Annotated in this window: 10 protein-coding genes; all 10 read right to left on the reverse strand. The window is 65.9% G+C overall.

Annotation, left to right across the window (positions count from 1 at the left end; genetic code table 11):
• Nucleotides 1-34: 34 nt before the first annotated feature.
• Nucleotides 35-2,941 carry a type IV secretory system conjugative DNA transfer family protein gene (locus CKO28_RS02680; protein ID WP_200338992.1) on the reverse strand — a complete coding sequence of 969 codons (2,907 nt, stop codon included), beginning with the start codon at nucleotides 2,939-2,941 and terminating at the stop codon, nucleotides 35-37.
• On the reverse strand, nucleotides 2,938-3,990 hold the full coding sequence (locus tag CKO28_RS02685; protein WP_200338993.1) for an ATPase, T2SS/T4P/T4SS family: 1,053 nt from the start codon (nucleotides 3,988-3,990) through the stop codon (nucleotides 2,938-2,940). The genes CKO28_RS02680 and CKO28_RS02685 overlap by 4 nt, the downstream gene beginning before the upstream one ends.
• 3 nt (nucleotides 3,991-3,993) lie before the next feature.
• Nucleotides 3,994-5,625, reverse strand: a complete 1,632-nt coding sequence (locus CKO28_RS02690; RefSeq protein WP_200338994.1) for a TraB/TrbI/VirB10 family type IV secretion system protein — start codon at nucleotides 5,623-5,625, stop codon at nucleotides 3,994-3,996.
• Between the two features lie 32 nt (nucleotides 5,626-5,657).
• Nucleotides 5,658-6,914, reverse strand: coding sequence for a TrbG/VirB9 family P-type conjugative transfer protein (locus tag CKO28_RS02695; RefSeq protein WP_200338995.1), 1,257 nt, complete (start codon nucleotides 6,912-6,914; stop codon nucleotides 5,658-5,660).
• Between the two features lies 1 nt (nucleotide 6,915).
• Complete coding sequence (locus tag CKO28_RS02700; protein WP_200338996.1) at nucleotides 6,916-7,611, reverse strand: VirB8 family type IV secretion system protein; 696 nt, start codon at nucleotides 7,609-7,611, stop codon at nucleotides 6,916-6,918.
• 2 nt (nucleotides 7,612-7,613) lie between these two features.
• Nucleotides 7,614-7,811, reverse strand: a complete 198-nt coding sequence (locus CKO28_RS02705; RefSeq protein ID WP_200338997.1) for a hypothetical protein — start codon at nucleotides 7,809-7,811, stop codon at nucleotides 7,614-7,616.
• A 144-nt stretch (nucleotides 7,812-7,955) separates the two neighbouring features.
• Nucleotides 7,956-10,928 carry a leucine-rich repeat domain-containing protein gene (locus CKO28_RS02710; RefSeq protein ID WP_200338998.1) on the reverse strand — a complete coding sequence of 991 codons (2,973 nt, stop codon included), beginning with the start codon at nucleotides 10,926-10,928 and terminating at the stop codon, nucleotides 7,956-7,958.
• 25 nt (nucleotides 10,929-10,953) lie between these two features.
• Entirely contained in the window at nucleotides 10,954-12,651 is a 1,698-nt protein-coding gene (locus CKO28_RS02715) for a hypothetical protein (RefSeq protein ID WP_200338999.1), read from the reverse strand.
• A gap of 26 nt (nucleotides 12,652-12,677) precedes the next feature.
• The gene (locus CKO28_RS02720; RefSeq protein ID WP_200339000.1) at nucleotides 12,678-15,116 is read right to left on the reverse strand and encodes a VirB4 family type IV secretion/conjugal transfer ATPase; all 2,439 of its coding nucleotides are present in this window, start codon (nucleotides 15,114-15,116) and stop codon (nucleotides 12,678-12,680) included.
• Nucleotides 15,106-15,405 carry a hypothetical protein gene (locus tag CKO28_RS02725; RefSeq protein ID WP_200339001.1) on the reverse strand — a complete coding sequence of 100 codons (300 nt, stop codon included), beginning with the start codon at nucleotides 15,403-15,405 and terminating at the stop codon, nucleotides 15,106-15,108. Before CKO28_RS02725 ends, CKO28_RS02720 begins: the two co-directional genes overlap by 11 nt.
• Nucleotides 15,406-15,414: the final 9 nt, after the last annotated feature.

The raw sequence follows: 15,414 nt of genomic DNA on the forward strand, positions 1-15,414 counted from the left end.
CCCTTGATCTGTGTCGACGGCCTCGCGGTGACGGCTAGTCGGCCTCGGCGAACATCCGCTTGTGCTCGCGACAGCCCAGCAGGAAGGTGACGATCTCGCTGACCCAGCTGAGCGTGAACTCCGGCGTGACCTTCTCGGGCGCATCGGGCGGATCCAGGCTCGCGCCGCCGTCGAAGCCGAGGCGGAAGATGTCCTCGCCCGCGCTTTCACCGAGATCGGCGGCAAACTCGGAGATGGAGACGAGCTGAGCCGGGTCGATCGGTTGCGCGCCGCGCGCCGAGAGGGGTGCGTTGAGCTCCTCCTCCAGGTTCGTCTGGTTGAACAGGATGATTTTGGAGGAGCCGACAAGCTGGGCGATCTCGGCGGGGTCATTGGTGACCAGGATCTCGCCCGGGTCGCTTGGCAAGTGGGTGTAGCGTGCCCGTTCCTCGATCTCCACGGCCGCCGCGGCGAAGAGATCACCCAGGTCGCCCTTGTTGCCGAAGGGATCGCGGGACAGGGCCTGGATGTCCCTGGGCGTGGCGATGATGACGTGCCGTGGATCGTAGGCCTGCTGCATCGTTGCGCCGGCGGTGCCGCCGGTGGCGCCGCCGGCCTTGCGCTGCCGGATCTCGTTGTGGCGCTTCAAGGCGGCATCGCTGTCGCGCCGGGGCATGGGCGGGCAGGGCGCGGGGCCGGTGAAATTCATCAGGTTGAAGACGCGCGAGGCCAGATCCTTGTCGAGGAAGAACTTCGGTGTGTCGGCCATGATCGGCCGGTTCATGAAGTTCTGAACGAGCACGACGTGCTTGTTGGGCGGCAGGCTCATCAGGTCGGCGGACTTCAGGAACTCCGTGCTTTCGAAGCTCTCCGAGCTGGTGGTCTTCTTGGTCTCGAACATCTCGCCCAGGATGCCCTTCATGTCGAACGGCTTCTTTTTACCGCCGTCGTTGAAGCCCTGTTTCATGAAGGTCATCTTGCCTGCCGCCTTCGAGATCGCCTCGGCCGTGCTCTCGTTGTTCTGACTGAGGATGATCTTGATCGCGGTCGTCGACTTTAGGGTCTCAACCTCCTCCTTGCTGTACTTCTGCATGAACTGGCCGTAGTCCTGGCCGATCAGGATGTAGGAGATCTTTTTGGACCGGCCGACCGCGGGACCGTTCATGACGGTGTTCTCGAGCTTCGGGAGCTGCGGACACTCGTCGAGCATGAAGCAGAAGTCGTACGGGCCGAGCTGGTTTCCCTGGTCGTCGATCGTGCTCGGGCCGTTGGCCACTAGGTAGCTGTTGGCGGCGTCGACGAAGATGCCGGTGATCACCGACAGGGCCTTCGCGTCCTCGAGGTTTACGCAGATGTAGATCGAGACGGGCTCGAACTCCTCGGGCGCGTAGCGCGGCTTGTACTCGTCGCCCCGGGCGCAGGCGTCCTCGACCTTCTTCTGCTCCCGGGCCTCGGCATCTGGGATCGGGCGGCCGCGCAGCTCGGAGAACGGCAGGTCCGAGGACATGGTCCGCTGGCGCACGGCCTCGTTCCGGAACGGGTTGAGGGCCTCGTCCAGCGTGGTGATGATCGAGCCGCGGGTCTTGTCTGGCGATTGCGCGAGGGAGGTGATCTCGAGGATCGCCCGGTTCATCGGACGGATGCCGCGCGTCTGGTCGAGATACTGGTCGATCGCCTTGGCGTCCTGCACGATCTTCATGAACATGTCGCGCTGGGGATCGTCGGAATCCCCATCACCCAGGTCGGACTGGCTGTACCCGAGCCAGTCGACCAGCATGGGGAATGATGCCTCCATGTGGTGCCAGTTCTCGGGGATCGGGTCCCAGTCGATGTCGAGCTCGGGATCGTTTGCGAGCTCGACCTTGGCGCAGATGTAGTGGATGAAGCCGATCAGGGCGGCGCGCGCCTTGCGCGTCCAGAAGACGTCGCCGCCCTTCGGGTCCGGCGCCAGCACGTTGACGAGACGGTCGATGTACATGTCGCGCCGTGGGCCGAAGGTCGGCATCGACTTGGGCGACAGCGGGTTCCAGGACGGGTAGAACAGCGGCACCGTCTTGGCCTCGCCGGTTCCCGGATGCCGCACGATCTCGCCGCTGGCATTTCGCTCGAGAACGTCGGGGGAGATGTACTTCTCCTCCTCGGAGCTGATGTACTTTCCCTCGGGGGCGTCTGTGGCAGCCCAGGCCAACTGGTAGACCGGACCAATCTTCGCCCGGTAGTTCGACGTCATCAGGTGGAGCTCGGGCTTCTGGTCGTGGACCAGCAGGCAGGTTTTGTCCATGGTCACGATGGACGGCACGACGAAGCCCACCGACTTACCGGTGCCGGGCGGCGCCAGAATCAGCACGGACAGCGTTTCGCCCATCTTGAGCAAGCGGTCCTTCCACTTGCCCACGACGAACAGGCGCGGCGCCGGCCCCTTCTCCTTCTTCGCGAACAGCCGATCCAGGACACCGCGAAAGCCCTTGCGCGCTTTTTTGGCGGCGAGGCCGATCTTGTTGTCCTTCTGCATCGCCTCAATGTCCTTGTCCCGCGCGTAGCGGGTGTCGCCGAAGATGTTCGGCGTCTTGCGATGCGGATTGACCTGCTGGATCGTGAACCAGGTGAAGAGGGGCAGGAGGAAGTAGATCACCCAGCTCATCGGCAGGGTGTTCTGGCCCTGGATGACGGAGGCGATCCAGGCGATGTAGTAGGCGTTGACGAACTCCTTGGGCGAGAAGCGTCCGCCTGTGAAGATGCCGTAGAGATCCCGGAAGTAGGCCTTGGCGTACTCAAGACGCTCATCGAAGGGGAAGCGGCTGCCCTCGATCGCCATGAGCATGTCGGCGGGCCAGAGAAGTGGCATCAGAACGAAGACAAGCACCACGGCGATCAGGATCGCCCTGTCGTTCCATTTCTTCCACTTCTTGTGCTCGGTGTAGGCGCCGCTGTCCTTCAGGCTTTCGTCGAACTTGATCTTCACTGCCCGGCGTCCTCCTGCTCGGATCCGGCCTCCTGAGCGACGCGCTGCTGGTAGGCGAGAGCCGGAAAAGTGATGTCGACGACCTGACGGCGCTTTTCCGGCCCGTGGCGGTCGAGCTGGATGATGCAGCCGATCTGCTGGCGCAGGGTCTCGAGGGTGGAGGTCGGCTCAAGGGTCGAGCCGGCCGCCGCCATGTTGTTGACGAAAGCCCGCAGTGCCTCGTCCGGCGTCGACGCGTGGACGGTCGAGAGGACGGGGTGTCCCTTGCCGGAGACTGAGTAGATCGAGGCCGCGTTCTTCACCGAGACCTCGCCGCAGATCACGTAGTCGGGCGTGAGGCGCACGATCGCGTCGAGACAGGCGTTGTAGTCGAAGCTGGTGGTGCCTGCGTTGCGCGCGACCTTGAAGTGAACGCGATTCGGTTGCGGGACGGTGAGCTCGCGGGCGTCCTCGACCGTAATGATCCGGCTATCGTCCTCGATCATCCGGATCACCTGATTGAGGAAGGTCGTCTTGCCGGTCGACGTCGCGCCGCTCACAAGGATCGACATGCCCCGGTCGATCGCGCGCTTGATCTTCTCGACATGCTCCATCGATGCCGGGATCGCGTCGAACAGGCGCTGCAGACCCGGTAGGTCGACGCCGCGGGGCACGAAGGTGTCCATCGAGATCGACGTGTCGGCGATCAGGGACCGGATGGCGAGGGCCAGTCCCTGTCGATCCTGGAGCTCGTAGCTGACCGAGCTGCCGACCACGGCCTGGAAACGGAAGGGCAGGCCTGGCAGCTCGCAGGAGACCACTGGCATGGTGTGCGGATCGAACCGGGCGCGGTTGATGTTGGCGAGCACGCGGCAGACCCGTTTGGCGACATAGTCGTAGGTCAGCTCCGGGGCGTCCAGCCGGACCCACGGCGACCGCCGTTTCTTGACCCAGATCTCCTCCGGGCGGTTCATGACGACCTCTTCGACATCGTCATGCGCGTAGTACGCAGCGAGGGGCTCCAGAACCTTGAGTGCTAGGCTGTTCCCGCCGTCGGTGGCTTGCAGCATGGCTTAGCGTGTCATCAGCTGCTCAGCGGCCGGTGGGCCGCGGTAAACATCGCCGGCACCGACCTGGCCGCCACCGGATCCGGACTGGCCGCCGCGCCGGGAGCCGCCCTGATCACCCTCCTCGACCAGGCGATAGCGCTTGCCGTTGATCTCGATGTAGCGGCCCGGCTCCTCGTAGGGGTGGGCGCCACGGAAGGCCCTGGGGTCATTGGCGGGCGTCACCACACGGCGTTCCTCGTCGCGCTTGATCTCGTACTCGACATCGTCGAGCCGCACGACCTCACGCGGCGACTTGAAGTAGACGTCCTCCGACAGAAGGATGTCGATCCGCGTACCGCGCGGGATCGAGAGCACCTGCTTGGTGTTCGTGAAGTCCTTGATGAACTCGCCGGCGGTCCGCTCGGCATCGTTCTGGAACTGCTCGACCGCCTTGCTCTCGTTGGTCTCGGTCGTGGTGCGCTCCCCGGTTTCGCCGTTCGTCGTCGTCTCGTCGTCGTCCGCCAGGAACCAGGTCGTGGCCGCCTTGAGGGCGCTGAAGGCGAGCGGGTAGACGAAGCGGTCCATGACCCGGCGGTCGAGGTGTCCCGGAATGCCGTGACGGCCGCTCTCGTCCGCGCTGCTAGACTGGATCTTGGCCGACACCCCGTTGGGCGTGATGAAGCGGGTCCAGGTGACGGTCGCGCGCCGGTCGTTGAAGTCGCCGCACGTGCCGATGAAGCGCGTACCACGCGGGATCAGGATGTTGGCGCTGTCCGGTGAGTAGACATCCGTCTCGACCTGAGCGGTGACCCGGTCGCAGGCGATGTTGGAGAAGGGGCGCTCGATCACCGCCTTGATGATCCTGTCGGAGGTCAGGATGCGGGAGCGGTCGACGGGAAGCGTGCTCGTCGTCCAAGGGAAGTCGTCCTTGGGGTAGCGGGGATCGGAGTCGACCGTTGCGCGGTCGGCGCGGGCATAGGCCCGGCCGAATCCCGAACCGTTGCGCGCCGCATGTGCGGTCGCGAGCTGGTGAACCGGGAATGCCGGCTGTTGCGCGACCGGGGGCTGCTGCGGGGCCGGACGGGGCTCGGGTTGCGGTGCGGGCGCTGGCTTGGGCTCCGGCTCGGGCTCCGGCTTCGGGGCGGGCTCTGGCCGCGGCTCGACGTCGATCACGATCGGGATTTTGAGGCGCGGGGTTTTGCGCGCGTCCGACAGGATCACAAGCGCGGTCTCGAGGTCGGACCCGCGGTTGTCGCGGTAGCCGAGATAGAACCGGCAGGACTGGCCGGGCTCGAGAACGGTGCCGTTGGCGCAGTTGTCGGCGCGGTAGACCATGTCATTCGTGCTGGAGAGGGTCTCGACACTCACCAGCGTGACCGTCTCGTCGCCGATGTTGCTGACGCGCGTCCGGGCCGATCCCTGGCCGCCCTCGAAGATCTTGATGGTCAGGGTCTCGGGCGCGGCCTCGAGCTCGCCGCCCTCGGTCGGCGGCGTGCGGATCGCCTCGAGCAGCGCGCGCGTGGCGTCCTCGTGGGCCTCCGGGTCGGTGGTGACCGTCGCCGCGGGGTCCTTCTGTGGAACTGAGGGCTGGTCGTCGCAGCCGGCGAGGATCAGTACCGATGCCGTGACGGCCGCCAACAGGGCGCGCTTGCGCATATCGCCTCCTTAATGCCGGGGGCAAAACCCGGTCAGTTGCCCTCAGCTTGCTCGACGGCATCCCTCACCGACTGCTCGTCCTGCATCTGCGGAGGCTTCTGGCGGTCGCGGTCCTGGACGCGCAGGACGCAGACGATGCGCCGACCGGATCGCAGGACGAAGTCGCCGAGCGCCTCGACGACCAGGACTTCGTTCTGATCGCCGATGATCCGTGTGTTTACGAGGGTCTCGACCCCGTCGACGACGCGGTAGACAACCGGCAGGTCGATGGTGGCGGCTTTGTCGCCGTAATGCAGGAAGGTGAAGCGTCCGTTGGTGTAGACGAGCTCTGGGGCGATCGCTCGGTCGCCGTCACTGACCTCGAACATCTTGTGCACGAACCGCATCTCGTGCTTCGGGATGTAGAACTTGCTGCCCGCGATATCGGCGCCGAGCGGGGACGCCGGTTTGGTGCCCTCGGGTGCCGGGGACGTGTCGGGCGCGGCGATCTCGCCCTGACCCTCGGCTGAGCCCTTCGGCGGACCGGGCAGGCGGGGCGCACCATCGGTCGGGGTGTTCTGTCCGCCGTCCATCGCGCGCGGAAGCGCGCCGTTCAGGCCGCCCTGAGACCGGAACCAGCCATGCCGGGGCGACGCCGGCGCGGCGTCGATGAAGACCGAGACGTCGGTCAGTTGCTTGGTCGCCGTGGACTCGGCGCGCAGGTACAGGTTGTAGGCGTTGCCGCTGCCGCCGATGATGGTGGCCGAGGTGTCCACGCCGGAGGCGGCGGCACGCAATGCGATCGTGTTCTCCCGGACGATCATCGCCTCGAAGTAGTAGTTCTCGCCCAGGATGACGTCGGCTACCGTCTCCCACTCCGGAAGGGTCACCATGGTGACCATCGACTCCCTGAGGCGCACCGGCATAACCAGCTCGGGCGACCAGCGGAAGCGCACGACGCCCGGGGCGACCTGACCGTTGGACATGTTGTCGATCGGGTTGGCCCAGGCGTCCTGAGTGAGCCCGAGCGGCACGGTCAGGCTGCGGTCGATCGGCTTGTAGTCACCTTCGGACTGACGCCGGGCGCGTTCGACCTGCTGTGGGCTCACGTAGGGCTGTTGCTGAGGGGCCATGCCTTGCCGCCCCTGACCGGATGTCTGCTGGGATCCGGTCTGATAGATCGGGTCGTAGTAGGGCTGGCTCTGGTATGCGTTGCCACCGGGGCCGGCGTTGGGCGGCGCGACAGTCTGGGCGAGGGCGGTGGAGGCGAGCAGAGCGAGGACCGCGCCGCCAGCGAGGGACTTCAGCATCTTACTTGTCCTCGACTCGGTTGTAGCTCGTGACGATGAAGCCCACCGGATTGGCGAGGGCCTGCTGGGGCGTCACGTTCTGACGTGGGGCGAAGGTGATGGAGAGCGTTGCCGTGTAGGACTGCTGCTGCAGCACGTCTCGGTCTGGCCCGTAGACGGTGGCCGTGAAGTCGACCTGGTACAGCTGATACGGGGTCAGCGCGGTCACCGAGTCGATCTCGATGGCACGAGCGATGTCGCGCCGGCGGGCCTCGGTGATGATGTCACGCATGGACTGAGCGAAGCGGCGCCAGGCATTCGGCGCGGTCGCCTGCGACAGGAAGCTGTTCGGGCCCCACAGCTTCTCCAACGCGTCCTGCGCGTCCTCGTACGTCCGCGGGATGGTCTCGCGCTGGGTGACATACTTGCGGACCAGGGATTCCGTCAGGTACTGGAAGCCCTCGACTTCCTTGCTGACCGGACGCACGGTCGCCACGACGTCTGAGCCGCGCTGGAACTCGACGATAAATGGCCGGACTTCCTTGAGCGGCGTGATCGCGAAGAGGGCGGCCGACAGCGCGAAGTTGGCGAGCAGACTGGCGGTCAGCAGGAGCGCCATGAGGCGGGTCACCCACAGCATGTTGCGCTGGGGCAGGTTCGGCATCTCGTAGTTCGCCAGATCGTTGCCCTTGATGCCGGGCGACTTGCTTCGACTCATGATCAGCCCACCGCCCGGCCCGAGAAGCCGGCCGGGATCTTCATCTCGATCTCGTTGCACGCACAGGGGCTGGTCTTGAGCTCATGAGGCTCAGACCCGGGCCCCACCGGCATCGGTTCCTTGCTCGTGCTGCACCCGGCCGAGAAGGCGGTGACGGACAGAGCGACGAGGCTCGTCACTAGGAAGCGCTTGGTGGGCATGGTCAGCTCCGGCGATCACGAACAAGGGGGCGGCCAGCCCAGGGGCAGTCCGCTACAATCGAAAATAATGCTCGCCGACCGAAGAAAAAGGGCAGGGACCGTCGAAAACTCGGGCCACGACGGTCCAAGGGACGTCGAGTACGGTCAGCGCTCGACGCGAGCGATCCGCTTCGTCGCCTCCGGGTCGGCCGCGATCTCCGCGCGCTTCGACACCATCGTCTCGAACCACGAAGCGAGATCGCCGCGGCCGGCGGCGTCGAGATCGCCAGCAAGACCCGAGTCCTCGATCGCCTTCATCTCGTCCATCAGCTGCTGGATGCGCTCACGGCCACCGAAGCGAAGCTGATGCTCGAGTTCGGCGTTCCGGATCATCCACAGCGACTGATCGGCTCCGCCGAGCTGCAGGTGGTTGATCTGGGCGCCCTCGAACGGGCCCGAACTCCAGGTGTGGTGCTCGCAATCCGGGGCGACATCGAACAAGTCGGGGCGGGCGTTGAGGTTGCCCTGGGTCGCCGGCAGCGGCCCCATAAAGCAGGAGGTCGCGTTCTGACGCAGCTCGTCGTAGAGGTCGCCGGTCATCAGCGTTCCGGCGAGCTTGGGGTCGCCGCGTCGCAGGTCGTCCCAGAACGTTTTCCGCTTATGGGCCTCCAGCCAGTACTGCATCGCCAGGTAAAGGTTGGTGTAGTGGGGAACAGTGCGATCCTCGCCGGTCGGCCTCGGGACGTCCGGCTTGTAGCGGTCCCACGAACCGGCGTAGTAGCTGTTGACCTTGGAGCGCCCCTGAGCCGCCAGGAAGGAGCCGGTCCGGAACGGAACGCATGCGCCTGGATCCTTGCGCATCGGGGTGCAGTTGTTCGGAATCCGCGCGCCGTAGCGGGTCGTTGGGGCCTGCGCCAGGAGCTCGGGAATGACCCTGCCGGCCGACGCGGAGGCCACGGCGTAGCGATTACCGTCGGCATAGCCGGTGGTGTCGGGCCCGCGCAGGTCGCTTTTGAGGATCTCCCAGGCGCCGCGCGGGTCGATATAGAGCGTGGAGAGGTGCTGGACGATCTCGCGCTCGAGCGAGAGCATGTGGTCCTTGCGCGCTTCGTGCTCCTTGACGGTGGTCAGGAGGGCGGGGCGCTGCGCCTGCACGTTCTGCAGACTCTCAAGGGCGTTGTGCTCGCGAATCGCTTCGGTCAGGAGGCGATCGTAGGCGCGGACCCTGGCCTGGAGCTGGCGGCCTGCGTTGATCTCCGCGCGCTCGGCCTCGGTCAGCGCGGCCGCGGCGGTCGCCATCGTGTTGCTCGGCGGGGAGTGCATGATGTCGGGGTCGGTCGCGATTTGCGTCGCCGCCTTCAACTCGAGATAGGTGGCGAGCAGCTCGTTGTATTCCTCGAAGGCGGCCGCGACATGGCTGCGGATCTCGGCGTTGATGCGCATGTCTTCCGCGGCGTTCGCGGCATCCATGATGCGCTGCTCGAGATCCGACAGGCTGGCGGTGTCCGGGTCGCCGAGGTGCTCTTTCTTGGCGATGGCGCGTGCGTACGCGGCAGTTGCCACCTTGCGCAGGTTGTCCTTGCGCTTGGCCCGGACGTCCTGATCCTTCGCGACACTGCGCGAGGGGATGTACATCTCCCTGTGGGTGCGCATCCGCGCGCTTGCCAGGGACTCTGTGCCGGCCTTCATGCTGGCGGCGACATGGCCGCGCTGCTCTGCGGGCAGCATGATCTCCGGTACCTGAAGGTCGGCGTCCGGCACGCGGGCGGTGATCGTGTTCTCGGCGCCGGGGCCGGCGAAGGCGTTCCGGATCTGCTGAAGCGATCCGAGGATGGCGGCCCCCTCGATCATCCCGCTGTTGACCGGGGTGAAATTCGCGGCGCAGTTCGCGACGGCCGACACCGCGGCCATCGGGTCGTTCTGGAAGTTCATCAGGTCTCCCAGCGCGCCGATGTCAGGCAGGCCCTGCATGATCTGACCGAAGTCCATGCCCGGCAGGCCTTCCAGCCCCGGGATACCCGGGAGGTCGCCCAGTTTGCCCAAGCCGATCGCGTCCTCCAGCGAGTCAAGGCCCGGGATCTCTCGAAGCTCGCCAAGGGCCATCAGGTCGTCGAGGTCGTCGAAGCCGGGGTGATCGATCAACTGACCGAGGTCGGCAGCCGAGGTGATGCCGTCGAGGTTAAGCTGGTCGGCCAGCCGCTGGAGCTCGGCGATGTCGCCGGCGTCCTCGATGCCGGGGATTTCGCTCAGGCGCGCGAGATCCATGGCCGGGATGTCGAGGCTTCGCAGGGCGTCAAGATCCTTGAACTGGGCCAGGTTTGCCAGGCGCTTCAGGTCTGCGATATCGTTCACGCCCTCGATCGACCCGAGCTGCCCCAAAGCCGGCGAGACCCCGAGGTCCTCCAGGCCGGGCAGGTTTGAAAGGCCCGAGAGGTCTCCCAGATCGCTGCCCAGCGCCGACAGGTCTTGATTGAAGCCCTCGGTCAACTGACCGAAGTCCGGCGTGCCGAACTGGCTGAAGTCGGGATTGAACAGCTTGCCGAACTCGGGGTCCGACCTGGGGAGGTGGTCGGCGATGTTCCCGAGATCGCCGATGTCCGGCATCAGGCTGCCCGGCGCGCCAAAGTTCGGCCGGGCGCCGACACCGAGGTCCAGCCCGTCAAGACCGAGATCGATGTCATTGACGCCCAGGCTGTCGCCGAGCGCGCCGAGGTCATTGGCCATGCCGTCGGTGACCTGGCTGAAGTCGAATCCGGGCAGTTCCGTGAAGCCGCTGTCGCCCGGGAACATCCCGATCGACCCGAAGTCCGGCATCTCGCCGGCCGCCGCGGACAGGTCCAGGCTGGGCGCGGATCCGGTAAGACAGGCCATCGGGTTTGCCAGCGCATCGAGGCTTGGCAGCGAGATGCCGTACTGCGTCAGCACTTCCTGGTAATGCTGCTGGATCGACGAGAGGATGCCGTTCTTCTGACCGTCCTGGACCGGACACGGTGAGGGGCAGCAGCAGGGATGGATCGGGCTGGGGCACCCAGGTGGGCAGGCCAGCGCGTCGCGCGGCGTCAAGCTCACCGCGAGTACTCCAGCGACCGCAAGGGCGGCCGCCGTGAGGCTGATGCGCATCATCGTGCCGATCGGCATGTGGGTGCTCCGTGCGAGCGTGGGGCTAGTCGATGCAGGCGATGGGTTCGCCGTCCGCGGTGGTGCAGGCGCCTGCGTCATCGCCCGCGACGTCTGACGTGTCGCCGGAATCGGCAGGCTGGTTCTGGGTGGTCTGTCCACCGGACTTCCACGGCAGATCCTCGCTGGTATCGACCGTCTGGCTACCGGTAGAGGAGGAGCCCGTACCCTCCTGCCAGGGCAGACCGTCGGTAGTGTCGACCTGCTGCCAGTCGATTTCCGCCGACCGGGCAGCGCCGAGGACCTGCTCGACGTCCTGGTTGCCGGACTTGCTGTTGATCTGGCTCAGTACCTGAGCGCCGATCTCGTACTGCTGCTGGGCCTGGGTCATGCCGCTCTGGTTCATCACCGACACGAGCTTGTCGACCTCCGGGGAGCCAGTCGCGCGCCCGGCGGCTGCCAGGGCCTGAGAGCTGGCCTGGGGGCCGGTCAGCTGGCCGGCCCTGAAGGCCTGACGGACGGTGCTGATCTGCTGAGCGGTCTCGTAATCGCCGCGACCCTGTGCGATCAGTTCCGCCTCGCCGATCAGGCGCTCGACGCTGGTCGGGCCCTGTGTGCTTCGCTTCGCGAGATAGGCCAGGCGGACCATCTCCTGGTTTCCCTTGGAGCGGGCCATCTGTTCGACGCCCTCCGCGAACAGACCGAAGACACCGCCGCCGCCGTTGACCGCGCTGTTCATCGCAGATGCGGCGCGGGCCACCTCGCGGTCGCCGCTCAGCGTGGCGACCTTGCTTGCGAGGTTTGCGAGATCGCGGAAAGGCAAACCGGAGGACTTGGTGCTCTGCAAAGCGGTCTGAACGTTGCTCGATCCCCCGCCCGGCACAGCACTCGCGATCGCGCCGAGGGCGCCGCTCTCGGGCGCCGCGCTCGCGCCGCCCGTGGTCATGCGCTCGGTGTCGCTTACGCGTACACGCGTATCGGTGCCAGCGAGGTAATCGGCGTCGCTCCGCGCGGCGGGCGGCATCGGCGCGCCGCCGATTTTCAGCATGGCACTGTCGCCGTTGATCACGTTCATCGCCTCGATCTGGACCATCGAGGCCATGAGGGCCTGACTCACCACGAGCTGCTGGTGGAGTGCGAGAAGCGCGGCCGAGTTTGCCTGCACGTCTTCCCGCAGGGTGGTGGCGTTGTTGATGACGCCTTCGAGGTTCTGCGCGCGGCCCGGGGCCCCGGCCAGGTGATCGCGCGAGGAGATGGCGAGCGCGTAGCCAGAGATGGCCGCTTCCCGCCAGGCGTTTTCGCGCGCCTGCTGGAACTGCCGCCGGTCGGCGCCGGACACCGGGCGGTTGGCGTAGAAGGACTTGTTCGCGAACACGACGCCGGTGGTCATGCTGTCGATGGGGATCTTCGCCTCGGCCTCGGTCTCGCAGCCGCGGATCTGGCAGAGGTTGACCGGCAGCGTCTGCTGCAGGTTGGCGAGGAAGTCACCGCCGGCTGAGAAGGACTGCCAGTCCGGCTGCAACAGGAAGCCGCCACCCTGGCCGGCACCGCCGATCGCCGAGGACAGGTCCTCCGTGGCACCCAGGATCCCTGTCAGCCGGTTCACCTGCTGGGCGGTGTTGGCCATGATCTGCGCGGCCCGGGCGGCCGAGGTGGCATCGAAGGTCGGCACGCCGGCATGCGCGAGCGGGCTCGCGAGCAGCAGGGCTCCGGTGGCGGCAGCGGTGAGCAGGCGGGTCTTCATGGCGTCCTCGTCCCTAGTGCGTGTTCTCAGGGCGCCTCCGGGTGCAGGTAGCGGCTGACCCAGTCGGCATCGAATTGACGCTGCAACTGGCAGGCCAGCTCAACGTCACGGTTGGTCGAGGAGAACACCTTGAGGTGCCTCCCAAGGGGCGACAGGTCGACGTCGACGATCACGCTCTCGCGCGTCATCGGACGCTTGATCAGGACCGCGCGCTCCATCCGCCGGGCGGGCTCGGTCTTACCGAGAACGAAGCCGAGCTCACGGTCCGTCAGCTCGAACTCCCGGTAGTCGTGCGCCGTGGCGCTGGGGTTCTGGAACAGGTAGAAGGTGCCGCACTGTTGGCGGACGACCTCCGAGACACCCTGCGCGTTGAGCGCCTCTGGCCGCTGGAAGACGGACAGGACAACGCCCGAGAGCTTTCGCAGCTCCTGCTGCATGACCATGAAGATGGTTCTGAAGTGGGGGTTGCGCAGCAGCGGCTCGGTCTCGTCGATTACGACGAGGCCGGGGGCGTTGTTGCGGCGCATGGCCTCGCGGATCCGGTGCATCATGTAGCTCACGGTTGCGCCGCCAAGGACGGGGTCGTCGAGCAGCTGGGTCATGTCGAACGTCGTCAGCCACGACCCGTCGAGGTTGATGGCGTCCCGCTCCGCGTTGAACATCCGGCCGTACTGCGCGGGATCGACCCACTTGCGCAACTGCGTGTGCAGCTCGCTTCCCGGCGTGAACGCGAGGTCGTAGATGGTCGCCAGGGACCGCTCCTCGGCCGGTACGGTGTTGAATGCGACATCGAGCGCGAGCGAGATCTGATCCATCGAGTCCGGGTCGTCGCAGCCGCTGATCGCAACCAGCCAAGTCTTGAGAAACTCAAGGTTGTCGTTCGTGGGCTCGCACATCAGCGGGTTCATGCCGCAGTCGACACCCATCGGCATCGCCTCGCCGTTGAACGAGAGGTACTGACCGCCCATCGCTGTCGTGTAGACGTACTGACCGTGGAAGCGGTCGAACATGAACTGCTTCAGACGCTTGTGGCGCGAGGCCATCATGCTCAGGAACTCCAGGAGCACGGTCTTACCCGCACCCGTCGGCGCGATCACGACGCCGTGGCCGAGCGCGGCGTCCTGGGTGGAGATGTGGAACTGGTGCTCGTAGACGGAGCTTGATCCGGTGTAGAAACGCGCGATCGGGCCCGGACCCCAGTCGCTCTTCGGCAGACCGGACGGTGGGCGGTCGAAGGTGGCGAGCTGGGCGCAGTTGGTGCTCATCAGCTTGTAGACGCGCGGGCGGGTGTCGAAGCTCGGGAACTGCATGAACCAGGAGGTCTGCGCGACACCCTTCTCGATCACCGACGTCAGGCCGTTGGACGTGAAGATCTGGCGTACGGCCTTCTCAGCCTCGGCGAGCTCCGCCTCCGTCTCGGCATAGAGGAAGATCGTCTCCGAGAACGCGCACAGCGAAGCCTTGTCCTCGTCCATGCCCTCGACGAGTGAAATCGCATCATCGAACTGGGCGAGAAGCTGCGGGGAGAATGACGTCGTCCCCATCATCTGCTTCTGATGCTGGAGCTGCATCATCGCCTTGGTCTTGGAGATCACCTCGACCGTCTGCAGGATGGTCGACTCGCAGGTGAGCGCGCTCAGCTGGCCGGAGAGGACGGTAGTTGTTTCGTCCCCGAGTCGGCGGATACCGATCACGGAGCCGTATTTCACCTGGTCGCCAGAGCGGAAAACGATCCGACCGCTTTTCAGGAATTCGACCTCGTCCGCTGCGACGGCTTCCGAGAGGTAGCTGCCGAATGCGGCCGGGCGGGGGCGAGAAACCGGGGAGGCGATCCGCCCGAGGAATGAACCGATCGTGAGGTCGGAGCTCGGCGACGTCTCCGGGTTCTGGCTGAGCGGGACCGGGTTGTACTTGGAGAGGGTCGAGGTGATGACGTTCTCAGCCTCCTCAAGCATCTCGCGATCGCGCTTAGTGGACCCCTTGATGTGAAGCGCGATGACGCTGCGCGTCGCGAAGGCCCGCTTGAAGTTTGCGTTCCAGGTCTCCGCGATCTTTTCGGCGATCTCGTTGGGAAATCCGGCCTCCTTACCCACGGGCATGGGGTCGCGCATGGTGAAGATGCGCATGATCACACTGCTCTCGGCCAGCTGGTCGAAGCACCGCTTGCGGGCTTCGAGGAGCACGCGGGCGTCCTCCTGGGTCAGGAACGACTGGTCGAATCCGGTGACCGCGATGAAGCGACAGAAGCTGCCGTCTTTGCAGACCACCGTGCGACCGTCCGCCTGGATGCTGTCGAACGGCAGGAAGTCCGGCAGGCGCGTCTCCTTGGCCTGGGGGACGATGATCCGCGAGAGCTTCGGAACGAACACGGCTGCCGCCGCGCCGACCGCGCCGAGCGCGAAGAGGGCTCCCGCCGCAGTCGTGATCATGTGGCTGTTGGAGGCGAACGACAGATCAGGGAACATACTTGACCCCACTGGACGGCACGATGTTCTTGGAGCGGCCCGGCGTGCGGCCGAACGCTTGGCCAAGGCTGACCAGGTGCGGCTCGCGGAAGGACCACGTCATCAGTGCGAGGTGCCCGACGATCGCCGAGACAAGCCAGATCACCGGGGTCAGGTTCAGCACGACGATCGAGATCATCATCAGCGCGACGTTGATCGAGATGTTCATGCCGACCAGCTGGACCGGCACGAACGCGAGCGTGGCCGGATAGGCGATCGCCGTGAGGACCGGGCTCTTGAAGGTGCGCATGTGCTCCCG

Source organism: Rhodovibrio sodomensis (assembly GCF_016583645.1).
Classification (GTDB): Bacteria; Pseudomonadota; Alphaproteobacteria; order Kiloniellales; family Rhodovibrionaceae; genus Rhodovibrio; species Rhodovibrio sodomensis.